22 protein-coding genes and 1 riboswitch are annotated in these 23,046 nt (G+C 63.4%); of the genes, 6 read left to right on the top strand and 16 right to left on the bottom strand.

Translation table 11 applies throughout. The annotated features are described in order from the left end of the window. Positions 1–7: 7 nt before the first annotated feature. The 8 genes from ABNP31_RS04105 to ABNP31_RS04070 form a co-directional block, all read right to left on the bottom strand. Positions 8–355, bottom strand: coding sequence for a type II toxin-antitoxin system ChpB family toxin (locus tag ABNP31_RS04105; RefSeq protein WP_075043777.1), 348 nt, complete (start codon positions 353–355; stop codon positions 8–10). After that, the gene (locus tag ABNP31_RS04100; protein WP_003259615.1) at positions 352–630 is read right to left on the bottom strand and encodes an AbrB/MazE/SpoVT family DNA-binding domain-containing protein; all 279 of its coding nucleotides are present in this window, start codon (positions 628–630) and stop codon (positions 352–354) included. Before ABNP31_RS04100 ends, ABNP31_RS04105 begins: the two co-directional genes overlap by 4 nt. A gap of 168 nt (positions 631–798) precedes the next feature. Continuing rightward, positions 799–1,491 carry a sensor histidine kinase gene (locus tag ABNP31_RS04095; RefSeq protein ID WP_025337711.1) on the bottom strand — a complete coding sequence of 231 codons (693 nt, stop codon included), beginning with the start codon at positions 1,489–1,491 and terminating at the stop codon, positions 799–801. Further along, positions 1,488–3,095 (bottom strand): response regulator, encoded by a 1,608-nt coding sequence (locus ABNP31_RS04090; protein WP_025337710.1) that lies wholly within the window; start codon positions 3,093–3,095, stop codon positions 1,488–1,490. The genes ABNP31_RS04095 and ABNP31_RS04090 overlap by 4 nt, the downstream gene beginning before the upstream one ends. A 158-nt stretch (positions 3,096–3,253) precedes the next feature. Further along, positions 3,254–5,971 (bottom strand): LuxR C-terminal-related transcriptional regulator, encoded by a 2,718-nt coding sequence (locus ABNP31_RS04085; protein WP_085665045.1) that lies wholly within the window; start codon positions 5,969–5,971, stop codon positions 3,254–3,256. Positions 5,972–6,309: 338 nt separating this feature from the next. Further along, positions 6,310–7,674: a DUF1329 domain-containing protein gene (locus ABNP31_RS04080; RefSeq protein WP_075043774.1), complete on the bottom strand. Its 1,365-nt coding sequence runs from the start codon at positions 7,672–7,674 to the stop codon at positions 6,310–6,312. A 25-nt stretch (positions 7,675–7,699) separates the two neighbouring features. Further along, on the bottom strand, positions 7,700–9,586 hold the full coding sequence (locus ABNP31_RS04075; RefSeq protein ID WP_085665047.1) for a DUF1302 domain-containing protein: 1,887 nt from the start codon (positions 9,584–9,586) through the stop codon (positions 7,700–7,702). Between the two features lie 331 nt (positions 9,587–9,917). Further along, entirely contained in the window at positions 9,918–11,600 is a 1,683-nt protein-coding gene (locus tag ABNP31_RS04070; protein WP_085665048.1) for a fatty acid--CoA ligase, read from the bottom strand. Between the two features lie 312 nt (positions 11,601–11,912). On the opposite strand from ABNP31_RS04070, the gene ABNP31_RS04065 reads away from it, so the two are divergent. The 3 genes from ABNP31_RS04065 (at position 11,913) to ABNP31_RS04055 (ending at position 14,783) form a co-directional block, all read left to right on the top strand. Beyond that, positions 11,913–12,878, top strand: coding sequence for a 2-hydroxyacid dehydrogenase (locus tag ABNP31_RS04065; protein WP_085665049.1), 966 nt, complete (start codon positions 11,913–11,915; stop codon positions 12,876–12,878). 54 nt (positions 12,879–12,932) lie between these two features. After that, positions 12,933–13,931 (top strand): class I SAM-dependent methyltransferase, encoded by a 999-nt coding sequence (locus tag ABNP31_RS04060; RefSeq protein ID WP_085617379.1) that lies wholly within the window; start codon positions 12,933–12,935, stop codon positions 13,929–13,931. A gap of 39 nt (positions 13,932–13,970) precedes the next feature. Beyond that, positions 13,971–14,111: riboswitch (yybP-ykoY riboswitch) on the top strand. Positions 14,112–14,198: 87 nt separating this feature from the next. Then, positions 14,199–14,783, top strand: coding sequence for a TMEM165/GDT1 family protein (locus ABNP31_RS04055; RefSeq protein WP_013970934.1), 585 nt, complete (start codon positions 14,199–14,201; stop codon positions 14,781–14,783). Positions 14,784–14,909: 126 nt separating this feature from the next. Here ABNP31_RS04055 and ABNP31_RS04050 read toward each other — a convergent pair whose 3' ends face one another. The 4 genes from ABNP31_RS04050 to ABNP31_RS04035 form a co-directional block, all read right to left on the bottom strand. Further along, a complete protein-coding gene (locus ABNP31_RS04050; protein WP_350013027.1) occupies positions 14,910–15,725 on the bottom strand; it encodes a M48 family metallopeptidase in 816 nt (271 codons plus the stop codon). A gap of 179 nt (positions 15,726–15,904) precedes the next feature. After that, entirely contained in the window at positions 15,905–16,525 is a 621-nt protein-coding gene (locus ABNP31_RS04045; protein ID WP_350013026.1) for an SOS response-associated peptidase, read from the bottom strand. A gap of 15 nt (positions 16,526–16,540) precedes the next feature. Further along, positions 16,541–16,801: a putative signal transducing protein gene (locus ABNP31_RS04040; protein WP_025337701.1), complete on the bottom strand. Its 261-nt coding sequence runs from the start codon at positions 16,799–16,801 to the stop codon at positions 16,541–16,543. Continuing rightward, positions 16,801–16,983 carry a CPXCG motif-containing cysteine-rich protein gene (locus tag ABNP31_RS04035; protein WP_012270508.1) on the bottom strand — a complete coding sequence of 61 codons (183 nt, stop codon included), beginning with the start codon at positions 16,981–16,983 and terminating at the stop codon, positions 16,801–16,803. The genes ABNP31_RS04040 and ABNP31_RS04035 overlap by 1 nt, the downstream gene beginning before the upstream one ends. A gap of 125 nt (positions 16,984–17,108) precedes the next feature. On the opposite strand from ABNP31_RS04035, the gene ABNP31_RS04030 reads away from it, so the two are divergent. Then, entirely contained in the window at positions 17,109–18,275 is a 1,167-nt protein-coding gene (locus ABNP31_RS04030) for a 1-acyl-sn-glycerol-3-phosphate acyltransferase (RefSeq protein WP_085665052.1), read from the top strand. Positions 18,276–18,391: 116 nt separating this feature from the next. On the opposite strand, the gene ABNP31_RS04025 is transcribed toward ABNP31_RS04030, so the two are convergent. Continuing rightward, complete coding sequence (locus ABNP31_RS04025) at positions 18,392–18,652, bottom strand: hypothetical protein (RefSeq protein WP_013970930.1); 261 nt, start codon at positions 18,650–18,652, stop codon at positions 18,392–18,394. Positions 18,653–18,849: 197 nt separating this feature from the next. Continuing rightward, positions 18,850–19,434, bottom strand: a complete 585-nt coding sequence (locus ABNP31_RS04020; RefSeq protein ID WP_013970929.1) for a YajG family lipoprotein — start codon at positions 19,432–19,434, stop codon at positions 18,850–18,852. Between the two features lie 146 nt (positions 19,435–19,580). Between ABNP31_RS04020 and ABNP31_RS04015 the strand changes: the two genes are divergently transcribed. After that, a complete protein-coding gene (locus tag ABNP31_RS04015; RefSeq protein WP_238067265.1) occupies positions 19,581–19,814 on the top strand; it encodes a hypothetical protein in 234 nt (77 codons plus the stop codon). A 600-nt stretch (positions 19,815–20,414) separates the two neighbouring features. Further along, positions 20,415–21,923, top strand: a complete 1,509-nt coding sequence (mqo, locus tag ABNP31_RS04010; protein ID WP_025337698.1) for a malate dehydrogenase (quinone) — start codon at positions 20,415–20,417, stop codon at positions 21,921–21,923. A gap of 177 nt (positions 21,924–22,100) precedes the next feature. Here the strand turns inward: mqo and ABNP31_RS04005 are convergent, their stop codons facing one another. After that, positions 22,101–22,391, bottom strand: a complete 291-nt coding sequence (locus ABNP31_RS04005; RefSeq protein ID WP_015268954.1) for a PA4642 family protein — start codon at positions 22,389–22,391, stop codon at positions 22,101–22,103. Between the two features lie 68 nt (positions 22,392–22,459). After that, positions 22,460–22,930, bottom strand: coding sequence for a hypothetical protein (locus tag ABNP31_RS04000; protein ID WP_025337696.1), 471 nt, complete (start codon positions 22,928–22,930; stop codon positions 22,460–22,462). Between the last annotated feature and the right edge of the window lie 116 nt (positions 22,931–23,046).

Genomic DNA, 23,046 nt, shown 5'->3' with positions numbered 1-23,046 from the left:
GAACCGGTTAATCGAAGAGGGTCTGTACGCGAGCCAGTGCATCAAGGATGACGACCTCGGGTACCGACTCTATGCGTTTGGCAAATCTGGCTTCAAGGTCGACTGTGCGCACCTGATTGCAGAGCATCACGCCCTGAGTCTGCGTACCCGCACCGCTGAGCGTGACGGCGAAACCCGCATGCCTGGCAAAATCGCCACCTTGAGTGATCGGCACTACCACAGCCAGGCCTGACGCATTGAACGCAGCTGGAGTGAGCACCAGCGCAGGTCGCCCGGCCCCCTGCTGCTCCCGTCCAACAGTCGGATCGAGATTGACGCGAACGATATCGCCCCTGGCGAACTTCACCCGTTTCACACTTCACGCCCTACTGGTGGCATCGCGTTCCAGTCGGCCATGTCCTCTGGCTCCGGTGCATCCAGATCGCACTGGGCCATCAGCTCTTCAAGGGTGTATTTGGGTTTCGACCTGACGGGTTTGAGCACCATGGTCTCACCCGCGGTGTCCAGGCTCAAGGTAGAGCCGACACCGAGACGCATCTGTTTGAGCACTGCAGCCGGCAAGCGAATCGCGGCGCTGTTACCCCACTGTTGAATCTTGATCTGCATGAGTATCTCCCAAGGTAGATACATAGTAGAAACCCTCCAAATGATTGCAAGCGAAATGTAGAGACGTCGTATCTACACTGTCATTTGCCCGGTATGGACAAAAGCCCTGCAACCTCAAGAAGGAAATGCCCTACATCAACTTGGGAACCTACTTTCCACATGCAAAAATTTGAAACGCAATCGTTGTCAGTTTCAAGGCAAGAACAACCTGAACAACCCACCCCCAAGCGCCCCGCCATTGGAGATCTCGATCCGCCCGCGCACCCCGCCGCTTTCATGCAGTGCCGCGATCCGCGCCGCAAAATACAGGCCCAGGCCGGTACTGCCACTGGTCGAGTCGATACCCTGGATGAATTCTTCCTGGCGTTCGAGCATGCGCTGTGGATAACCCGGGCCGTCATCGTTGACGCAGATGGCCAGCTGGTTGTCTGCCTCTTCGATGGTGATCAACAAGGCATGCGCGGCAAAGCGGGTGGCGTTGGTGATCACGTTGGCGATCACCGAGGCCACCAGCTCGCGGTCGAAGAAGCCCAGCGGGTTGTCGGTGTCGATGCGCCAGGTGGCAAGGATGTCCTTGTGCTTGAGCACTTCCTCGTGCGCGGCCAACTGGGCTTCGATGAAGTCGTCCAGTTCGTGGTAGTCCGGGCACACCGGCAACTGGTTCACGCCCAGTTTGTACAACCCCAGCAACTGCACCAGCATGCCATTGAGGTGGCGAAACTCATGCTCCATCACCCCCTGCTCGGCACCACCGCGCAGTTCCTCGGGCAAGCGCTGCATCCACTGGTTGTGGGACTGGATCAGCGCCGACAGGGAATTCTTCAGGTCGTGCACGGTGGAGGCGATCACCGTGGAAAAATCCAGCCCCTGGTTGTCTTGATTCATGCGCCGAACACTCGGATGTGCAGTTTGCGGTAGCGGTCGTAGCGGTTGTCGCTGGCGGGGATGCCGGCCACGCTGGTCAGGGCGTCGCGGCACTCCTGCATGATCGCGGGCTGAGGGCTGTCTCCGCCGATGCGCAGCAGCGCCTGGGCAGTGTTGAGGGCGATGCTGATGTTCTTCGGCTGCAAACCCAGCGCCTTGCGGAACAGCTGCAACGCCTCGCCGAGCTGCCCACCCTGGTAACTGCGCACACCCTGGCGATTGAGGGTGACCGCTTCGGTAATGGCGTTGAGCACGCTGGGGTCGTCCGTCAGCTTGCCGACCCTCTCCATGACCTTGGGGTCGTCGCCATAACTTTCCACACAGCTCCTCAGCACGCCGATGGCGGCGGCTTCCTGCCCCATGGCCTGCAACTGCGCGGCAACGGTCAGGGCCGAATCGACCGAAAAGAACTGGTTCATCTTGTCCAGGCGCTGGATCGCCTGTTCGGTCAGCTTGGCAGCCGTTTCAGGGTCGCCGGCCTGCTGCAGGCTGGCGGCCTTCATCATGCGGGCACGCACCTGCAGGCCCTGGTCCTCGGGGTTTTCCTTGGCTACTTCGCTGAGCGTGCTGTTGATCTCGACCCGGGTGCGCGCATCCAGGCCAAAGCCGGCATTCCTGCTCATCAGCGCCTGCACCAGCCCCAGGTTGTTCTCGGGGTCCTTGTAGCGTGAGCTCTGGCCCTGGTTCACCGCATGGCGGAACGCTTTCGAAGCACTCTCGAAGTCTTCGTTTTCCAACGCCAGCTTGCCCAGCGTCGACTGCCGGCGCACCGACAGCGGCGACAGGCGCACGGCTTCTTCAAGCATGTTCTGCGCACGCCTGGTTTCGCCTTGGGCCACCAGCACCTCGGCCATGCCATCGTACAGGCCTGGCATGATCGGGAAGGCCTTGAGCGCCTGCTCGTACACGCCCTGGGCCTGGGCATTCTGGCCGCGCTTGTGCATCAGGCTGCCCAGCGCCGAGTACACCCACGGCTGCGGGCGGCTGGCCAGGATGGCCTTGAGGAACTTTTCCAGCTCCTCGAAACGGTTGAGGTTGCGCAAGGCATCGGCCCGATAGCGCAGGCACAGCGGGGCCAGGCGTGGGTCGCGCTTGCACAGCTCGGCGCAGGCCGCCAGCACTTCGGCCGGGCGATTGCGGTCCAGGGCCTGCAGGATCGGCTTGAGCAAGGTCTTGCGCTGGTACAGCTTCTCCACGCGCTGGGCCAGGCCAACCCGGTTGAACGGCTTGGTCAGGTAGGCATCAGGCTCGTGCTCGATGGCGCTGAGGACAATGGCCTGGCTGCTCTCGGCCGTGACCATGATGAATATGCACTCATGGCTGATGTGCTTGTCGAGGATCAGGTCTTCGAGCACCTGCTGGCCGTTCTTCTTGCCGTCGCCCAGGTGGAAGTCCTGCAGGATGACGTCATAGCGCTTTTGCGCGCACATGCGCAGCGCCTGCTCGCCGCTGTCGGCGGTGTCCACGTCACGTACGCCCAGCTCGCGCAGCATGGAACGGGTCGACGTGCGAAAGTCGGTAAAGTCGTCGACGATCAGAAAGCTCTTTTGCCCGTACTGCAGCATCAACACGACCTGCCTTGGAATGATTGAAAAATCGCGCGAGGCGATGCCACCGATAGCTGTATCGGCAGCTGGTCGGGAAAGATGAGGGTAGAGCGTTGGCGGCCACGAACGATGGCCTGGCGCCATCACTTTAGCGAACAAGGCTCTGCAGGGCTATTTCACGCCAGCATTCCCAGGGACTTGGCCTTGGCCACCGCCTGGGTACGCCGCTCCACCCCCAGCTTGCTGTTGATATGGCTGGCGTGGGTTTTCACCGTGTGCAGGGAAATGAACAGCCGCTCGCTGATCTGCTGGTTGGAACAGCCTTGGGCAATCAGCTCGAGCACGGCCAGCTCGCGGCTACTCAGGGCTTCGCCGCTGCCGGTGCTGACGCTCGGCAGCGGTGGCAGGCGCTTGAGCAGTTCGCCCTGCACCGAGCAGGCGGCAACTGCCTGCAGCTGTTCGAAAAGCCACTGCGGGTGCTGCTCCAGCAAAGGCTGGAACGGTTGCAGCACGCCGCCTTGGGCTGCCTCCAGCAACCGTGGCAACAACTGGGCGGCCTGCTCTTCCCGGCCTTCGCCCAGCAACAAGCCAAGCCACTGGCACAGGGCACTGACGCTGAGCATCATGCCGCCACTAGCCTGGCCGCGCTCGACCAGGCTGGCCAGGCGTTGCGCCGCGTCGTCGCTACGCGACTGGATACGTTCGAGCGATGCCTGCTGCAAGGCGATGTGCAACGGCAGCAACGGGTGGAACTCCGGGGCCGCCGCCGGTTGCTCGCCACCATAGGTCTGGCCCAGGCGCAGCAGCCAGGACTCGGCCAGGTCGATGCGCCCCTGTGCCAGCCACAACTCGCATTTGACCAGGGTGATCATGGCCAGGTAGTAGACCGGCGGCACATCCCAGATGTGCATCAGCCGCTCGGCCTCGGCCAGTTCGGCAAAAGCCTCGGCAAAGTGCCCTTCCCGGCCATCGAGCGTAGCGATCACGCAGTGGCCGATGAGCACGCTGATATCGCGACAGGCCCGCGCCTCGCCCAGCCCCGCACGCAAGCGTGCACGGCCCTGGGACGGCTGCAGGCGCGATACCAGCAGGTAGCCTTCGTAAAGCGTCAGGCGGGCGCGCACGGCATACAGCCGCTGTGCCGACAGCCCTTGCAGGCGTTGCAGCCCCTCGCGCACTTCGTCCAGTGCGCGCAACACCTCGCCACGGGCATGCAGCACCCGCGCCCGGTCGTAATGGGCCAGGGCCTCGAACAATGGGTTGCCAACGCGCTGGGCCAGCTCCAGGGCCTCACGGTTCCAGCCGCGGGCCCGCCAGAAATCGCCATCGGCAATCGCCAGGTTGGACAGCGTCGACAGGCACACCAGGCGTTGGCCATAACGCTTGCTCGGCAGGCTCTGCAGCGCTTCGCCGCAATAGGCCAGGGTGCGCTCGCGGTCGCCACGGCCACGGGCGATCACACCACTCAGCGCCAGCCACTGGGCCAGCATGGACTTTTGCGCGGTCGCCGAGGGCGCGGGCAGGAAGCGGCTGAGATAACCCGCCAGCTCCTCGGCCGCGTCCAGCTGGCACGCCAGGCCCAACGCCCAGCTGTACAGCACGATCAGCCGCGGCGTGCTGATCAGCAGGCTGTCGGGCAGGTCCATCTTCCAGCGCAGCAACATGCCGACGTTCTGTTCGGCCAGCAGTTGCTCCTCGGACAGGCTCTGCACCAGGTCGGCGGCGACATCGAGGTGACCGGCCCGCAGCGCCTGCTCCACCGCTTCGTCCAGCAGGCCCTGGCTTTCGAACCAGCGGCAGGCACGCAACTGCAGGCCGGCCAGCGGCTCGCTGGCCTGGCGGCTGCGCAGCAGGTCGGAGAACAGGTGGTGATAGCGGAACCAGTGGCCATGCTCGTCCAGCGGCACCAGGAACACCTGGTGCGCCTGCAAGAAGCGCAGGATCGCGGCGCTGTCGTGGCGGCCGCGCACGGCATCGCACAACGGGGCGCAGAAACGCTCCTGGCAGGCCGTTTCGTACAGGAAGGCCTGCACATCGGCGGGCAGCATGTCGATGACTTCTTCCAGCAGATAGTCGCGGATCAGGCCCTCGCCGCCGTGCAAGGCCTGGGGCAAGGCCTGCTCATCTGCGGACTCGCTGGCCGCCAGTTGCCAGAAACGCAACCCGGCCACCCAACCGTCGCTGCGCTGGATCAGGTTGTCCAGGGCCTGGCCACGCAGCCCGGTGGGTTGGCGACCGATCACCGCCAGCGACTCTTCGGCGGTAAGGCGCAAGTCCTGTTCGTTGAGCTCGACCAATTGCCGCGACAGGCGCAGGCGCGCCAGGTGCCAGTCCGGGCGCTGGCGGCTGGTGACCAGCAGCACCAGGCCGGGGGGCAGGTGATTGAGGAAGAACTGCAGGCAACGGTCGAGCACCGGCCCCTGGGCCAGGTGATAGTCGTCCAGCACCAGCAACAAGGGCGTATCGGCTTGCAGGTACAGCGCCAGCTCGTCGAGCAGACCGTCGAGCCATTCCTCGAAGGCGAACGGCTGGTGGCGCTGGCGCATTTTCAGCAGGCCCATGGCCTGGCCGCCCAGCGCCGGACAGTACTGCTGCAGGCCTTCGAGCAGGCGTTCGAGGAAGCGGCCAGGGTCGGCATCCCGTTGGCTCAGGCCCAGCCACAGGCTACGCCAGTGCTCGGGCAGCGCTTCGCAAAATTCGATGGCCAGGGAGCTTTTGCCGAAACCCGCCGGGGCATTGACCAGCAACAGCCGCCCGCCGAGGCCGGCTTGCAGCCGCTGGCAAAGGCGCAGGCGCGGCACATGGCCGTCCGGCAAGGGCGGCCGGAAGAAACGCCCGTCCAGCAGGCCCAGGGCCTGGCTGGCGAATCCATGCGTACGGGACAGATCTGTCATGGCCGGCTCGTTCTGGTTGGAAGACTACGGCGGTATGGATGCTTGCGAGACTAGCGGGTAACGCTGCGTATTTGAAGATGATGGGCGCAATTCCCCTGGAAAAGACTGCGACAAAAAGCAACATGGTTGATGGACAGGGGCTGGGGCGGGGGTTTGCTGAGGTATTCACCAGCTTTATTGCTGTACCGGCCCCTTCGCGGGTGAACCCGCTCCCACAGGGATTGCACAGGTTTCAAGTCCAGTGCAGTACCTGTGGGAGCGGGTTCACCCGCGAAGAGGCCGGTACAGGAAAATGAAACGCCCCGGTCAAGCCGGGGCGCTCCGAGGTTACGCGATACTTAGCGAATACCCGACTGGCGCAGTGCCGCTGGCTGGAAGTCCGCCTTGCTGGCGCTGAAGCCGAAGTCGTAGGCGCGCTTCTCTTCGTTCTTCATGCCCAGGGCCAGGTAACGGCCCGACTGCAGGTCGTAGATAGTCTCCAGGGTGTACCACGGCACTTCCACGTTGTAGTACGGCTGGGCATGTGCCTCGGACACGCGCCACAGCTGGCCACGGCCGTCGTACTGGTCGATCACCGCAGCCTGCCAGGTGTCCTCGTCGATGTAGAAGTCACGCTTGGCATAGATGTGCCGCTGGCCTGGCTTGAGGGTCGCGACCACGTGCCACACGCGGCGCAGCTCGTAACGGGAAAGGTCCTGGTTGATGTGCCCGGCCTTGATGATGTCGGTGTACTTGAGCTTGGGGTCGTCGAGCTTGAAGGCGTTGGACGCGATGTACATCTCCTTCTTGCCTTCCAGCTTCCAGTCATAGCGGTCCGGCGCACCGTTGAACATGTCCAGGTTGTCCGAGGTGCGCAAACCGTCGGCGGCGGTACCCGGGCCGTCGTACGACACTTGCGGTGCCTGGCGCACGCGGCGTTGGCCTGCGTTGTAGATCCACGCCTTGCGCGGTTCCTTCACCTGGTCGAGGGTTTCGTGTACCAGCAGCACGGTACCGGCCAGGCGCGCGGGCGCGGTCACCTCCTGCTTGAAGTAGAACAGGATGTTGCCCGGGTTGTTCGGGTCGTAATCCTTCATCTTGTCGCGGAAGACGAACTGGTCGGAGAAGTACACAGGGTTGAAGGAGCCGTTCTGCTGTGGCGTGGCCTGGGTCACCAGGCGGCTGACGCTGCCACCCCGGTAGCGGGTGATGTGGTTCCAGATCACCTCCAGGCCGCTTTTGGGGATCGGGAACGGTACAGCCGTGCGGAAGTTGCTCAGGCCGTTGCCGCCTTCGACCAGGGTGGTCTTGGTGGCGTTCTCCTTGATGGCGGCGAACACGTCGGCCGGCACCGTGGAACCGCGATGGGTCTTGAATACCGGGATCTTGAAGGTGTCCGGGTAGCGCTTGAGCATGGCCAGCTGGCCCGGCGAGAGCTTGTCCTTGTACTGGTCGGCGTTCTGCGCGGTGATGGTGAACAGCGGCTTGTCGCTGCCGTACGGGTCGGACAGGAAGCCCTTGCCGTCGGCACTGCCCGCGCTCTTCGACAGCGGCTCCCACGGGCCGATCGAGCCATCGGCGTTGCCGGCCTTTTCGGCGCCCATCGGGGTCAGGGTACTGCCCAGCTTGGCCGCCTCGTCGGCGGATACTGCAGCCATGACGCTGGTCGCCAGCAGGGACAGGCCCAGCACACCGGCTTGCAGCAGACTTCTGGTCTTGTTCATGTCGTGTCGTCCTGGATCTGTATGCTTAGAAGTTCACGCCGAAGCTGAGGGCGACGAAGTCGCGGTCATCCACGGTGGTGTACTTGCCATCGAAGAAGTTGGTGTACGACAGGCTTGCCGTGTAGGTGTTCTGGTACTCGGCGTCGAGGCCCAGGCTGACGGCCTTGCGGCCTTCCTCGAAGTTGGCGCCAGGGCCGGGCGAATAGCCGGAGACATCATGCGACCAGGCCACGCTCGGCTTCAGGTTGACCCCGGCGAAGACGTCGTTGTAGTCCCAGATGACACGGGCGCGGTAACCCCAGGAAGTACTGGTGGTGTAGCCGTCGTTCTCGCAGTTGCGGTTCAGGTTGGCAGTGGATGCACCGGCGCCGGCGCCTGCGATGGTGCTGGCGTTGAGTGCCTGGCAGGTATCGGCACCACCGGTGGAAGGCAGTGGGCCAGGGCCGAACACTGGATCGCGACCGTAGCGAGTGTCGTGTGCGTTTTCGAGGCCACCCACATGGGTGACACCCACCTCGCCCACCACGGTCATGCGGCTGGCGCCCATCACCTGGTCGAAGAAGTGCGTCAGGGTGGTCTGGAATTGAGTGATTTCCTTGCGACGATACCCGTGCAGGTCCTGCCCCGGCGTACCGGTCAGCAGCGAAGCATTGCTCAAAGCGCCGCCAATGGGGCGGACCCCGGCGAACAAGATATCAGTGGTATTGAGTTGCACTGGCGCGTTGGGGCGGTAGCTGAGTTCACCGCTCCAGGCTGTCCCTGTAGGCAGCGTGGTGGAGAAACTCAAGCCATAGAGGCGGATATCCTCGGGATATTCGACAAAGTACTCGGAATTACCCGCCACGATCAGGGGTGCCAGAGCGCGCAGCTGTGCAGGCAGGGCGCTCAACCCGGCGAACACAGAAGGCGCAGCCCCTGTAGCGCTGAAGATCGGCGCACGGCTGTGATAGTTCATGAAGTAGGCACCGAACTCGGTGTCCAGCGGCTCGAACATGTAGCGCATGGCCACACCGAACTGGCCGCTGTCACGTGCATCGCGGTCGGCGCCACGGCGCACCATCACCCCTTCCTCGTTGATGTCCACGCCACGGGTGGCAAGGAACTGCTGCGCCGCCCCCGGCACTGTGCGGCTGCTGTTGAGCACACGCAGGTTATTGGTACAGCCGTCGGCAATGATGTCCGGCTGGGAGAAGAAGGTGCCGCAGTTGTCGACGACCGTCTGGTCCCATTCGATCTGGTAGAAGGCCTCGGCCGACAGGTTGTCGGTCAGGCTTTGCGAGATGTAGAACATGTTGACCGGAATCAGGCCTTCCTTGATCTCGGCCCCCGGACGGCGGAAGGCAGCTACGTCGATCGGGTTGATCGAGTTGATACCGCCACCGATGAAGGTACTTTCACCCCAGCTCACCACCTGCTTGCCCAGGCGCACCGAGCCTGGCTGATCGCCGATGGAGTAGTTGTGATAGACGAACGCGTCGAGCAGCTCGGCACCGGACGATTTGGCGCCTTCCTTGCGGTTGGAGTCGCTGATGTCCTTGAACTCGCGGCCTTCGTCCTTCAGTTCGAAGTCGTACCAGTACTTGCCGCGGACGAACACGCCGGTGTCGCCGTACTTGAGCTCCAGGTCATGGATGCCCTTGAAGATCTTGGAGAAGGTTTCGCCCTTCTTGAAGTTCAGGTGGCCATCGTCGGATGTCTGCGACAGGCCCTTGCCGCCGTTGTTCACCCCGATCAGGTTCTTGTTGGGGTTGGCCGTCGACCAGCTGGCGCCGATGGAGAGCGACGAGTCGAACTGGCCTTCGATTTCACCAATGTTGAAACTGACAGCGAAAGCAGGACTTGCGAGCGTGGAAGCAAGGCTGACAGCCAGGGGCAACTTGGCCCGGCGCCAGAACAGGTTTGCAGATTTCATCGACGCTACTCCATGTACTTTTTTTGTTATGGCAGTGAGTCCTTTCAAGAACGGCCCGAGCGACCGGTTTGCAGGCTTGCGCCCGCGGCGACACGGCTTGCGCATGTCGCCTCCCCCATTCCTGAAAATCCCCTGGCCCCGACTATAGCCAGCAAGGCACAGGCGCTTGATCCCTCTAAAGTGTGATTTGCGCTCCGTGCGGCCAACTCGCTGCCATGTTGCCCCGGCTGCGCGCTGGCAGTGCTAAAGGATGGCGTATTTCTGCCGTTTGGCAAGGCTCCACCCCTCTAGCATGCGGGTCGCGTGCTGCGGTACGCGACCCGCATGGCGGTTACAGCGTGGAGAGGAACGCGCTGTTGCTGGCCTGCCACTGGACGATGTCCTGGCGGATGCGTTTCTTGTCCAGCTTGCCGACACTGGTCTTGGGAATTTCGGTAACAACGGCGATCTGGCTTGGAATCGCCCACTTGTTGATGTGCCCTTGCTCGACGAACGGCTTGAGATGTTCCTTCAGCGCCTTGGCGTCGATGACCTGGCCTTCGCGCACAACCAGCAGGGCAAACGGGCGTTCACCCCACTGCGGGTCGGCCACCCCTACCACCGCCACTTCGCGCACGGCCGGGTGACGGCTGATCAGGTCTTCGAGGTCGAGCGAGGAAATCCATTCGCCACCGGTCTTGATCACATCCTTGATGCGGTCGCGGATGTCGATGTAGCCCATGCCGTCGAGCGTGGCGACATCGCCGGTGTGCAACCAGCCCCCCTGCCACAGCTCCTCGCTCTTCTCCGGTTCCTTGAAGTAGCCCATGGTCAGCCACGGCGCACGCAGCACCAGCTCGCCCTGAGTTTCACCATCGGCGGGCAGGAAGTTGCCGTCGCCGTCGACGATGGCCGCCTCGACCAGCGGCACCGGCACGCCGGCCTTGATGCGGTAGGTGACGCGCTCATCCTCGCTGCCGGCCTGCAGTTCGTCGTTCAGGTGGGCGGCGGAAATCAGCGGGCAGGTCTCGGACATGCCATACGCGGCGGTCAGCTGGATGCCGCGTGCCAGGGCGGCCTGGTACAACGAGCGGTTGAGTGCGCTGCCGCCGATGATGATCTTCCAGCCGCCGAAGTCCTGACCTTGGGAGGTCGGGCAGTTGAGCAGCATCTGCAGGATGGTCGGCACGCAATGGGAGAAGGTGACCTTCTCTTCGCGCCACAGCTTGACCAGCATGTCCGGCTCGTAGCGCCCCGGATACACCTGCTTCATGCCGAGCATGGTGGCGGCGTAGGGAATGCCCCAGGCGTGCACATGGAACATCGGCGTGATGGGCATGTACACGTCGTTGCTGCCCAGCAGGCGCACGCTGTCGATGCTGCCGGTAACCGAAGCTTCGGCCAGGGTATGCAGCACCAGTTGCCGGTGGGTGAAGTACACCCCCTTGGGGTTGCCGGTGGTGCCGGTGGTGTAGAAAGTGGTGGCCACCGAGTTCTCGTCGAAGTCCGGGAAGTCGTAGCGCGGGCTGGCAGCGGCCAGCAGTTGTTCGTACTCGCCCACCAGGTTGGGCAGCTCGGCTGTCTTGTCCGGGCCGTCGGTCAGCAGCACGGTCTTGTCGACAGTGGTCAGTTGCCCCGCGATGCCCTGGTACAGGCCGACGAAGTCGCTGTTGACCAGCACCACGCGGTCTTCGGCGTGGTTCATGGTGTAGAGAATCTGCTCGGGCGACAGGCGCACGTTGATGGTGTGCACCACCGCGCCGATCATCGGGATGGCGAACATGCATTCCAGATAGCGGTGGCTGTCCCAGTCCATCACCGCCACGGTGTCACCGGCCTTTACCCCGGCTTCGCTCAGCACGTTGGCCAGGCGCGCGATGCGCTCGTTGAGTTGCGGGTAGGTCAGCCGCAACTGGTCGCGGTAGACGATTTCGCGGGTCTTTTCATAGCGGCTGCCAGACATCAGCAGGCGCTTGATCAGCAGGGGGTAGGCGTAGGCGCCCTCGGCGGGCTTGATGATGCGGGTCTGCAACATGGGTATCCCTTTTCTGAAAAGCGGGCCGGACAAGTCTGGGAACTACTGTAGTTCGCCAATGTGACGGCTAAATCAGCCGAAGGAATGATTTGCATGGTGGAGGTATGAGTGGGGGGCGTTGACGGGCGGCAAGGTTGAACTAGACACTGCGGCGGCAGCTTCAGGTTATGTGGTGAAGCTGATGGCCTATTCGCGGGTAAACCCGCTCCCACAGGTACTGCACCAGCCTTTGCAATGGTGCAGTACCTGTGGGAGCGGGTTTACCCGCGAATGGCCGCGACACCGAAATCCCGCCCAGCCTCGGAGAACTTCATGCCCAGCCCGCGTCGCGCCGTGTTTCTCGATCACCAGTCCCTGGACCTGGGCGATCTCGACCTCTCGCCCCTGAAGCAGCAGTTCGACGAGTTCGAACTGTTCGCCGCCACCCGCCCGGAGCAGGTCGCCGAACGCCTGCAGGGCGCGGTGGCGGTAGTCAGCAACAAGGTCATGCTCGACGCCGCGACCCTGGCCGCCAACCCGCAACTGAAGCTGATCCTGGTGGCCGCCACCGGCACCAACAATGTCGACCTGGCGGCCGCGCGCGCTCAGGGCATCACCGTGTGCAACTGCCAGGGCTACGGCACACCGTCCGTCGCCCAGCACACCCTCGCCCTGCTGCTGGCCCTGGCCACCCGCCTGTGCGACTACAACCAGGCGGTAGCCGACGGCCAGTGGGCCAAGGCCAGCCAGTTCTGCCTGCTGGACTTCCCCATCGTCGAGCTGGAGGGCAAGACCCTTGGCCTGCTCGGCCACGGTGAACTGGGCGGCGCGGTGGCGCGACTGGCCGAAGCCTTTGGCATGCGCGTGCTCAGCGGGCAGATCCCCGGCCGCCCGGACCGCGCCGACCGGTTGCCGCTGGACGAGTTGCTGCCGCAAGTCGACGCCCTGACCCTGCACTGCCCGCTGAACGAGCACACCCGACACATGCTCGGGGCCCGCGAACTGGCCCTGCTCAAGCCCAACGCGCTGGTGGTCAACACCGCCCGCGGCGGCCTGATCGACGAGCAAGCGCTGGCCACCGCCCTGCGCAGTGGCCACCTCGGCGGCGCCGCCACCGACGTGCTGAGCGTGGAGCCGCCGGTCAATGGCAACCCGCTGCTCGAACCCGGCATCCCGCGCCTGATCATCACCCCGCACAGCGCCTGGGGCGCGGTAGAGTCCCGCCAGCGTATCGTCGGCCAGCTCAGCGAGAACGCCCAGGCCTTCTTCGCCGGGCAGCCACGCCGCGTGGTCAGCTGAGCCCGAGGCCCGCCTCTGCTACACTGCGCCACTTTTTTCCAGGAGGCGTCGTCCATGGACCCGCGCAGTGAAGTGTTGCTCCGCCAGGCAGAGCTGTTCCAGGGCCCGCTGCTGCTCGCCGGCGCCCCCGCCGACGGCCTGCTTGGCCAGTTGCCCCAGGCCCGGGCCTGGACCTGGCATGCGGGCGACCAGGCCATGCTCGAAAGCCGCTTCGCCGGGCGCAGCCACTATGCAGTGGAGCCCCCTGAAGTGGCTTTCGACAGCGCCGTGCTGTTCCTGCCCAAGTCCCGCGAACTGGCCGCCTACCTGCTCAATGCCCTGGCCTCGCGCCTGGCTGGCCGCGAGCTGTACCTGGTTGGCGAGAAACGTGGTGGCATCGAGGGCGCGGCCAAGCAGCTGCAGGCCTTTGGCAAGCCGCGCAAGCTCGACAGCGCCCGCCATTGCCAGCTGTGGCAGGTGACCATCGAGCACGCGCCAGAAGCCAAGCCCCTGGAAAGCCTGGCCGAACGCTTCGAGCTCAGCCTGGAAGACGGCCCACTGCAAGTGGTCAGCCTGCCCGGTGTGTTCAGCCATGGCCGCCTCGATCGCGGTACCGCCCTGCTGCTCAAGCACCTCGACGGCCTGCCGAGCGGGCATGTGCTGGACTTCGGCTGCGGTGCCGGGGTGCTGGGCGCCACGGTCAAGCGCCGTTATCCACAAAACCGGGTGACCCTGCTGGACGTGGATGCCTTCGCCGTGGCCGCCAGCCGCCTGACCTTGGCCGCTAATGGTCTGGAAGGCGAAGTGATCAGCGGCGACGGCATCGACGCGGCGCCGACCGAGCTGAGCCTGATCCTGAGCAACCCGCCGTTCCACACCGGGGTGCACACCAACTATCAGGCATCGGAAAACTTGCTGAAAAAATCGGCCGTTCATCTGCGAAAAGGTGGCGAAATGCGCCTGGTTGCCAACAGCTTCCTGCGCTACCAGCCACTGATCGAAGGGGCGCTGGGCAACTGCCAGGTACGCGACGAGGCGGACGGTTTCCGCATCTACCAGGCAACACACGGATAAAAACAGCGCTTGCCGAAAGCGTTTTGCCTAGGCAAAATCCGCACCGTCCTAGGGGAGTAGTCTCCCGCGAGCGCCCAGCTCGCCCGGTACGCGTCAACATACTTGGTCCACAGACCATGGCGCGTGCGACCCACCATGCCAGCCTGCATGGCGAGATCCGCATAGACGGATCCAGGGTTTGACAAGACCTATGACACGCACACCTTACCCGGGGCGGGGAGGCTGTACGTGTCATAGCCGTGTCGACCCGCCCCCGTAGGAATCCTGATGCTGGAATCTCTGTTGGTCCCCACCGCCATCGTTGCCCTCGCCGAAATTGGCGACAAGACGCAATTGCTCGCGCTCATACTCGCTGCCCGCTTCCGCAAGCCCTGGCCGATCATCGCCGGCATCATCGCCGCCACCCTGGCCAACCATGCTGCGGCCGGTGCCGTGGGCGCGTGGGTCGGCAGCTTCTTCAGCGACTCGGCACTGCACTGGATCCTGGCGGCGAGCTTCACCGCCACTGCGCTGTGGACCCTGGTTCCGGACAAGATGGATGACGACGAGAACCCGGCGCGCCGCTTCGGGCCGTTCCTGACCACGCTGATCGCGTTCTTCCTGGCTGAAATCGGTGACAAGACCCAGGTCGCCACGGTGATGCTGGCAGCACAGTATCCGTACCTGATCATGGTAATTATCGGTACCACCCTGGGCATGCTGATTGCCAACGTGCCGGTGGTTTTGGCGGGTAACTTCGCGGCGGACAAACTGCCGCTGACGCTGATCCGTCGCCTGGCGGCCACGGCGTTCTTCGTGCTGGCGATCGTGGCCGTGTACTCGGCGATGAAAGCCAGTGGCTGGGTGGGCTAACCCGGAAAGCGGGGGCTGCTGCGCAGCCCGTCGCGACACAAGGCCGCTCCTACAAGGAATACGCTATCCCTTGTAGGAGCGGCCTTGTGTCGCGACAGGGCCGCAAAGCGGCCCCATTTTCAGCAACTACTTCTTGGCCGCCTGATACAGCGGCATCACCTTCGGAATGGCCGCCTGCAACGAAGCAATGCGGCTCTGGGACGCCGGGTGAGTGCTCATGAACTCAGGCGGTGCGCCTTCGGAAGCCTGGCTCATCTTGTTCCACAGGGTGATCGCGGCATTCGGGTCGTAACCGGCACGCGCCGAGAGTTCCAGGCCGATCAGGTCGGCTTCGTTCTCGTTGGCCCGGCTGTTGGGCAGGGTCATGGCATAGTTCACCACGGTATCGGCCATGGCCATGCTACCCTGGCCGAGGCCAAAGAGGGCACCGGCGCCCTGGCGCGCCATTTCCACGCCATACGCCTTGGACATCGCCTCGCGGCTGTGCTCACGCAGGGCGTGGGCGATCTCGTGGCCCACCACCGCAGCAATTTCCGCATCGTTGAGCTTGAGCTGATCGATCAGCCCGGTGTAGACGATGATCTTGCCGCCAGGGCCGCAGTTGGCGTTGAGCTCGTCGCTCTTGATCACGTTCACTTCCCAGTCCCATTGCGCGGCATCCGGGCGGAACTTGGGGGTCTGGGCGATCAGGCGGTTGGCAATTACCTGCACACGCTTGGCAACAGCGCTGGACTTGTCGAGCACGCCTTTGTTCGATGCTTCACCCAGGGTCTGCTGGTACGACTGGGCGTACATCTGGTTGACCTCATCGGTCGAGAGCATGCTGAACATGTACTGCTGGCGCTCGACGCCGACAGCGCCGCCGCTGGTGGTATTCACCGCCTGGCAGCCGGCTAGCAGGATGCCAGCGCTCAACAGGCTGACGACAAAAGACTTACGCATGAAAACACTCCCTTTCTACATGCGCCGTATCGTAGGCCGAGTCGCTTGGGGCCGCCATAGCCGCAGGGAAGATTTTCGTCGCCTGTGCCGGCCCCTTCGCGGGTGAACCCGCTCCTACAGGGATAATGCGATCGTTGTAGGAGCGGCTTCAGCCGCGAAGAGGCCGGCACAGCCATACATCAGGCCGGGGTCAGGCACTCCGGCGCATCCAGCTTCGGGTCATTGACGAAATGCGCCAGTGCCCGCTCGCGCAACGTCGCCGGCGGGCTGGCCAGCAACTCATGCAGGCGGGCCAGCGGCGTGTCCTGGTCAAGCCAGGCCGCCTGCCCCGCCTCGTCCAGTATCAGCGGTCGACGCTGGCTCATCGCCGCCTGGGTCACCACCGCACAACTCAGCCAAACCTGGTCCTGCACCGGGTAGGCCTCCCACACGGCGGCGAAGTACAGCGATGCGCCCTCCCCCGGGGTCAGCCAGTACGGGCGCTTGCGCACGCTACCGCGCCATTCGTAAAAGCCGTTGGCCGGCATCAGGCAGCGGCGCTGGCGAAACGCGTCGCGAAACATCGGCTGCTCGGCCAGGGTTTCGGCGCGGGCATGGGCGGGGGTACGGGACAGGTCGGTGAGCCACGCCGGAGTCAGCCCCCAGCGCGCCCTGGCCAGTTGCAGCTGGCCGCCGAGCTGGCGCTGGATCAGCACCGAAGCCCCGGGCGAGATGTTCCATTGGGCGGGCTGGCCAACGGGAAAGCCCGGCAGACTGGCAAGAGCCTGGGGCCAGCGAAACAGGGCGTAACGTCCACACATGGGCGAATTCAGAACCTAGCAGATCAAGGTACCGGGGAAACTCTCCGGTTCGTCGCCAACCAGTGGCTGGGCGTCATTGTACGCATCGATCAGCTGCCGTGCGTACTCGGCCTGCTCATCAGCCACGGCAAGCCCCAGCAAACCCTGCATCGGCAGCTCACCGGCAGCACCGACCAGGTCACGGCCAACCAGGTGTGCCTCGATCCCCTCGCTGGCAAGCATGCCCGCCAGCATTTCAGCCTCGAGCAGGCTTTCCGGTTCGTAGATGCGCTGCATCAGTCATTCTCACCGAATACATCCAGCATCCACTCCTCGCCATGAACTTGCAGCACGAAGCGGATAGGCTTGCAGCATACCTGGCAGTCCTCGATGTACTCCTGATCGCCACCGGACAGGTCCACCGTGGTTTCGACTTCTTCGCCACAATAAGGGCAATCGTAGATAGCAGTTTCCAGCATCGCGGCCTCCGGGGTGACTTATGCGTATAATTGCCGGTCTGTTTACAGGGCCTGTGTGTGTCCGAGCCGTTTTTCGGAGCCCGTCCCTACCTTATTACCCTAGCCGTTTCCAACAAGAGAGCATGATGGGCGAATTCGATGCCATCCGACCGTACGACGACGCTGAGGTCCCTGCCGTTCTGGCACGCCTGCTCAGCGACCCGGCATTCCTCGATATCCTCACCCACTTCCGCTTCCCGCGTGCGGCCGGTGCTCTCGGCTGGTTGCTCAAACCGCTGATCGCCCGCCGCCTGCGCAAGGAATTCGCCGGTGTCACCTGTGTCTCGACCTTGCAGGACAAAGTCGAGTACTACGTCGACCAGACCATCGACCGCGCCACCGACGGCGTCACCTATTCGGGCGTGGAGCAGCTCAAGGCCGGCACCGCCTACCTGTTCCTGGCCAACCACCGTGACATCGTCATGGACCCGGCCTTCGTCAACTACGCGGTGTACCACGCCGGCCTGCCCACGCCGCGCATCGCGATTGGCGACAACCTGCTGCAAAAGCCGTTTGTCAGCGACATGATGCGCCTGAACAAGAGCTTCATCGTGCACCGCTCGATCAGTGGGCGCCGCGAAAAGCTGGCGGCCTACCAGCTGCTCTCGGCCTACATCAACCATTCGATCCGCAACGACGCCACATCGATCTGGATCGCCCAGGCCGAAGGCCGGGCCAAGGACGGTGACGACCGCACCGATTCGGCGATCCTCAAGATGTTCCACATGAGCCGCAAGGACGAGCCGTTCGGCGCGGTGATCCAGAGCCTGAACCTGACACCGGTTTCGATCAGCTACGAATATGACCCGTGCGACCAGGCCAAGGCCCGCGAGCTGTACATCCGCGCCACCACCGGCACCTACAAGAAGGCGCCGGGCGAGGACGACAACAGCATCGCCAAGGGCATTACCGGCTACAAGGGCCGGGTGCACATCAACTTCGCCCCGCCGGTGACCGAGTACCACGAGGACACCAAGCAGCTGGCAGTGGAAATCGACCGGCAGATCCTCGGTGGCTACCGGCTGTTCCCGGTGCACTACCTGGCCTATGCGATGTGGGATGGCAAGGATGAGGCGCTGCAGGTGCCGAGCGCCGAGAAGGTGTTCCCGGCTGATGAGCTGGCCCGGGCCAAGGAAGAATGGCAACGCCGCCTGGATGCCTGCCCCGAGGAGCAGCGGCCGTACCTGGTGTTGCAGTATGCGACACCGGTGCGCAACCAGTACCAGGTCAGGCAGCAGACACCGGTTGCCTGAGTGATCCTAGGGCAGCCTTGCAGCCCATCGCGACACAAGGCCGCTCCTACAAGGGATCGCGCATACCTGTAGGAGCGGCCTTGTGTCGCGATGGGCCGCAAAGCGGCCCTGAAATCTCAAATCCAGGTACTGAACCAGGACAACAGCAGCGCCATCGCCAGGCACGAAAAACCGAGAATGTAGAAGTAGCGCGGCACCCGCAGGTCGAACGCGTCCACCACCCCCTCGTCCACCGCCATGTATTCGCGGGTCTCGGCCTCGCGCCGCCGTGCACTGTGCAGCAGCAACCCGCCCGGGCAGGTCAGCAGCAACGCCAGCAGATTGATCAGCTTGGTCGGGTGGGCGGCCAGGAACCCCCAGAGCACTTGCAAGGACATCACGCAACCTCGGTATGAGCGACGGCAAAGGCCGGCATTCTACCCAAGTCATGCCCAGACGCCCGGCCCAGGCGACAAAGTGTCATCAAATTTCATCTGGCATGGCATGAAGATTTGCCGGCCTCTTCGCGGGCACAGACAACAAAAAACCCGCTGCCTGGAACACAGGCAGCGGGCTTTGTTTTACAGCTGAAGGCTTACTGCCCCAGCACTTGACCGATGGTCGGGTCCTTGAACATGCGGGTCAGGGCATCGCTCAGCACATCGCCCACCAGCTGGGTGTTGGTTTCCTGGTTCGGCGCCATGCCGAAACGCTGGTCCAGCGAAGCGCCGTAACGGCCACTGTAGCGGCGGCCGCCATTGGACACGTCGGCACGGAAGGTGGCGCCGATGGTAGCCTCGGTCACGTACAGGTTGTCTTTCGGCGACTGGTACTTCAGCTCGGCCAGGGTCACGGTCAGCTGCGGCGCGTTGTAGGCGTTCGGCGTCGGGGTGAAGCCGAGCAGGCGCACGGCAGCTTCGGCCTGGGCCTGCAGCTTGGGCACGATGTCGTTACCGCTGACGCTGATGGTGCTGGTCTCGGGGTACATGCCACCGCGAGTGCCCAGGGACTGCGAGGCCCGGCCGTCAACCACACGGACCACTACCGGCTGGCCATGGCCGACCGGGGCGAGCTGGGCCTTGAGCGTGGGTTGCGGATTGAGTTGTTGCGGGCTGTGGGCACAACCGACCAGGCTGAGGCTGGCCACGGCGATCAAACCGAACAACAGACGTTGCAACATGCGCGTTACTCCAGAAAAAAGCGGCGAAGGCCCACAGTATACCTAGCCACGCATCGACCAGTCATCGGCCTGGCCCGCTTGTCACAATCGTTTCATCGCCGCGCCCTTATCCTTGCGCCAAGCCCTAACGCACAGGACTCGCTGCCATGGCCTCGCTCTGGACCCTGCTCTTCCAACGCCCGCGCCACAACACCTATGCCCGCCTCGACGCGAACGGCAAATGCCTGGCCTTCAAGCAATGCAGCCAGGCGCCCAGCGGCAGCGGCTGGGTCCAGATCGGCGAAATCCAGCTCGCCTGGCTGGGCGGCGAACTGCCCGCCAGTGCCCGGGTTTGCGCCCGCGCAAGCCGCCGCTGGCACCAGCGCATCCTCGCGGCCTGACAAACGCTGCAATAAAAACCACGAATGGCGACATTTCTGCCCGCGACATCGCTATAATCTCCCCCCGATTATAAGGACGTCTCCTGATCGGGCCCCGCACTCGCCGATTGACCCCGGCAACTTCAACGCTTCGCCCACAGAGAGCCTTCCACTCAGGTCTTGCATCGGCTGTCGTGCCTGCTTTTCCGGCCCTTCACACTGCATGAACCTGCGGGTTGCCATCGCGCAGTCCCCTTTTGAGGTTCACGTCTCCAAAAGAGCGTGAAAAAACGGTTTTCACAACTTCACAAGAGTGTGGCGAGCAAATGAACAGTCTGGCATGTGCAAAAGCGGCAGATGTGTCCCGAACAGCCCTGAACAGGCGGCAAATGCGCTCATACCGTATGAGTGTCTGAGCCGTTCCATAACGCACGCACGACACCTTGACCATAAGTCGAATTGCCGCACCCGTGGCAAACCGCGTTCAATACGCGAACCCGAAGACTGATTGGCGGTGTCCGCGGAAGTTGCAAGAACTGCGAAAAGTCGGACATGGCGACCCTGGCGAACCCAGGTCCTATGCTGTCAATTAGGTAGCTGTAGATTGTGGAGACGCGTTAAATGGCGCAGAACGAATCGGTTGATGTGGTACTGGTAGGCGCGGGCATCATGAGTGCCACCCTGGCCGTACTGCTCAAGGAGCTCGACCCGACCCTGAAGCTTGAGGTCGTGGAGGCGATGGACTCCGGAGCCGCGGAAAGCTCCAACCCCTGGAACAACGCAGGCACCGGCCACGCCGGCCTGTGCGAGCTTAACTATACGCCCCAGGCCGCCGATGGCAGCATCGACATCAAGAAGGCCGTGCACATCAACACCCAGTTCGAGGTTTCGCGCCAGTTCTGGGCCTACCTGAGCAAGAAGGGCAACTTCGGCTCGGCACGTGCCTTCATCAACCCTGTCCCGCACCTGAGCTACGTCGAGGGTGACAAGGGTGTTTCCTTCCTCAAGAAGCGCTATGAGTTGCTCAAGCAGCACCATGCCTTCGCGGACATGGAATACACCGAAGACAAGGCCGTGATGAATGACTGGATGCCGCTGATGATGCCAGGCCGCCCGGCCGACCAGCACATCGCCGCCACCCGCGTGCTCAAGGGCACCGACGTCAACTTCGGCGCCCTGACCAACAAGCTGCTGAAGCTGCTGGGCGACTCGCAGGATGCTCAGGTCAAGTACAGCAAGAAGGTCGTCGGCCTGCGCCGTAACGGCAAGGGCTGGACCGTGAGCATCAAGGACGTCAACAGCGGCGGCAGCCGTGAAGTGGACGCCCGCTTCGTCTTCCTCGGCGCCGGTGGCGCGGCCCTGCCGCTGCTGCAGCTGTCGGGCATCCCGGAAAGCAAAGGTTTCGGCGGCTTCCCGGTCAGCGGCCAGTGGCTGCGTTGCGACAACCCGGAAATCGTCAAGCAGCACCAGGCCAAGGTCTACAGCCAGGCTGCGGTCGGCGCCCCACCGATGTCGGTACCGCACCTGGATACCCGCGTGGTCGATGGCAAGAAATCGCTGCTGTTCGGCCCCTATGCCGGCTTTACCACCAAGTTCCTCAAGCACGGTTCGCTGATGGACCTGCCGCTGTCGGTGCGCATGGGCAACATCGGCCCGATGCTGGCCGTGGCCCGTGACAACATGGACCTGACCAAGTACCTGGTCAGCGAAGTGATGCAGTCGATGGAGCAGCGCCTGGAAGCCCTGCGTCGCTTCTACCCGCAGGCCAAGGCCGAAGACTGGCGCCTGGAAGTGGCTGGTCAGCGCGTGCAGATCATCAAGAAAGACCCGAAGAAAGGCGGCGTTCTGCAGTTCGGTACCGAGCTGGTCTCGGCCCAGGACGGCAGCCTGGCTGCACTGCTCGGCGCATCGCCGGGTGCTTCGGTGACCGTGTCGATCATGCTGGAACTGATTGAGCGCTGCTTCCCCGAGCAGGCCAAAGGTGCCTGGGCTGCCAAGCTCAAGGAAATCTTCCCGGCTCGCGAGAAGACCCTGGCGACCGATGCTGCCCTGTACCACAAGATCAGTGCCGACAACGACGTTGCGCTGGACCTGGTGGAAAGCAGCCCGGCGGCCAAGCATTACGCCTGATTCGGTCGGTACGAAAAAACGCCCCTCGGGGCGTTTTTTTGTGCCTGGATCCTAGTAAGCCTGTTCCGGCCCTTTCGCGGGTAAACCCGCTCCCACAAGGACCGCACCACAGCTAAGGGCTGTGCTGTACCTGTGGGAGCGGGTTTACCCGCGAAGAGGCCGGAGCAGGTTTACAAATCAGCCACGGGCCTTGGCGATGATCTCGATGTAATCCGACGCATTGCGCTGGTCGGCAATCTGCTCGACAAAGGTCTTGCCGTGCTCGTCCTTGCCATCCAGGTCCAGCCCAGCCTCGACGAAGAAGCCGACAAAACGCTCGAAATCGTCGATGCGCAGGCCGCGGTAGGCCTTGACCAGCTTGTGCAGCGACGGCGATGTCACGCCATCGGCCGGCTCGAACTGAAGGAACGACTTGATGTAGTCGTCGCTGATCTCGTCACCGATTACCTGTTTCTTGTCTTTACGCATTGCCGACTCCAACTGGACCATCACGAAATTTCGAAGGCCGGCAGTGTACCCCCCGCAGGCCGGGCGCCTCAACGCGTACGTACGGTACCGGTGTGCAGGTCGGCCCAGACGTGGCCGTTGCCGTACGTGAGAAACTGCACATAAAGCGTCTCGTTGCGCAGCAGGTCCATGATCACGCGGTAGTCGCTGAGCGGGTAATTCAGGCTCAGGGTGCGGGTTTTGTCGTCGTATACGGGTTTCTTCAGGCTCTTGGCCGCTTCACCGTCAAAAGTCAGCAGCACCTGGGCTATGGTCGCTCCCTTGCTCAGCGGCTTGCCCTTGAGGCGCACCTGCAACGACGAGGTGATCGGGATCGGCTGCTGGTCGGACTGGCGCTGGGTACCCACTACCACCGAGTAGTCGGTCACTTGCAGCAATTGCTGGCCAGTCGGCGCTTCCTGGCGCAGGGACTGGTCGTCAGGTGGCAGGAACTGGCTGTGCAGCGGTGCGGCGGCGAGTGGCAGGCTGACCGCCAGCAGGAGGGGAAGAAACGCACGCATGTGAGGCTCCTTGAATGAAGGAGCACTCTAGCACGGCCTGCACAGGCTCTTGTAGGAGCGGCCTTGTGTCGCGATGGGCCGCAAAGCGGCCCCGGCCATGTTGGTGGCGAAGCTTC

Source organism: Pseudomonas asiatica (assembly GCF_040214835.1).
In the GTDB taxonomy this organism is placed as follows: Bacteria; Pseudomonadota; Gammaproteobacteria; order Pseudomonadales; family Pseudomonadaceae; genus Aquipseudomonas; species Aquipseudomonas putida_Z.
Note: the sequence above shows the minus strand (reverse complement) of the source record. Positions and strands in the feature narration are given on the sequence as shown.

What these genes read in the sequence shown, in the direction of transcription:
- ABNP31_RS04100 (WP_003259615.1), bottom strand. Translation starts at nt 630, where the DNA reads ATGTATCTACCTTGGGAGATACTCATGCAGATCAAGATTCAACAGTGG.
- ABNP31_RS04095 (WP_025337711.1), bottom strand. Translation starts at nt 1,491, where the DNA reads ATGAATCAAGACAACCAGGGGCTGGATTTTTCCACGGTGATCGCCTCC.
- ABNP31_RS04090 (WP_025337710.1), bottom strand. Translation starts at nt 3,095, where the DNA reads ATGCTGCAGTACGGGCAAAAGAGCTTTCTGATCGTCGACGACTTTACC.
- ABNP31_RS04085 (WP_085665045.1), bottom strand. Translation starts at nt 5,971, where the DNA reads ATGACAGATCTGTCCCGTACGCATGGATTCGCCAGCCAGGCCCTGGGC.
- ABNP31_RS04080 (WP_075043774.1), bottom strand. Translation starts at nt 7,674, where the DNA reads ATGAACAAGACCAGAAGTCTGCTGCAAGCCGGTGTGCTGGGCCTGTCC.
- ABNP31_RS04075 (WP_085665047.1), bottom strand. Translation starts at nt 9,586, where the DNA reads ATGAAATCTGCAAACCTGTTCTGGCGCCGGGCCAAGTTGCCCCTGGCT.
- ABNP31_RS04070 (WP_085665048.1), bottom strand. Translation starts at nt 11,600, where the DNA reads ATGTTGCAGACCCGCATCATCAAGCCCGCCGAGGGCGCCTACGCCTAC.
- ABNP31_RS04065 (WP_085665049.1), top strand. Translation starts at nt 11,913, where the DNA reads ATGCCCAGCCCGCGTCGCGCCGTGTTTCTCGATCACCAGTCCCTGGAC.
- ABNP31_RS04060 (WP_085617379.1), top strand. Translation starts at nt 12,933, where the DNA reads ATGGACCCGCGCAGTGAAGTGTTGCTCCGCCAGGCAGAGCTGTTCCAG.
- ABNP31_RS04055 (WP_013970934.1), top strand. Translation starts at nt 14,199, where the DNA reads ATGCTGGAATCTCTGTTGGTCCCCACCGCCATCGTTGCCCTCGCCGAA.
- ABNP31_RS04050 (WP_350013027.1), bottom strand. Translation starts at nt 15,725, where the DNA reads ATGCGTAAGTCTTTTGTCGTCAGCCTGTTGAGCGCTGGCATCCTGCTA.
- ABNP31_RS04045 (WP_350013026.1), bottom strand. Translation starts at nt 16,525, where the DNA reads ATGTGTGGACGTTACGCCCTGTTTCGCTGGCCCCAGGCTCTTGCCAGT.
- ABNP31_RS04040 (WP_025337701.1), bottom strand. Translation starts at nt 16,801, where the DNA reads ATGCAGCGCATCTACGAACCGGAAAGCCTGCTCGAGGCTGAAATGCTG.
- ABNP31_RS04035 (WP_012270508.1), bottom strand. Translation starts at nt 16,983, where the DNA reads ATGCTGGAAACTGCTATCTACGATTGCCCTTATTGTGGCGAAGAAGTC.
- ABNP31_RS04030 (WP_085665052.1), top strand. Translation starts at nt 17,109, where the DNA reads ATGGGCGAATTCGATGCCATCCGACCGTACGACGACGCTGAGGTCCCT.
- ABNP31_RS04025 (WP_013970930.1), bottom strand. Translation starts at nt 18,652, where the DNA reads ATGTCCTTGCAAGTGCTCTGGGGGTTCCTGGCCGCCCACCCGACCAAG.
- ABNP31_RS04020 (WP_013970929.1), bottom strand. Translation starts at nt 19,434, where the DNA reads ATGTTGCAACGTCTGTTGTTCGGTTTGATCGCCGTGGCCAGCCTCAGC.
- ABNP31_RS04015 (WP_238067265.1), top strand. Translation starts at nt 19,581, where the DNA reads ATGGCCTCGCTCTGGACCCTGCTCTTCCAACGCCCGCGCCACAACACC.
- mqo (WP_025337698.1), top strand. Translation starts at nt 20,415, where the DNA reads ATGGCGCAGAACGAATCGGTTGATGTGGTACTGGTAGGCGCGGGCATC.
- ABNP31_RS04005 (WP_015268954.1), bottom strand. Translation starts at nt 22,391, where the DNA reads ATGCGTAAAGACAAGAAACAGGTAATCGGTGACGAGATCAGCGACGAC.
- ABNP31_RS04000 (WP_025337696.1), bottom strand. Translation starts at nt 22,930, where the DNA reads ATGCGTGCGTTTCTTCCCCTCCTGCTGGCGGTCAGCCTGCCACTCGCC.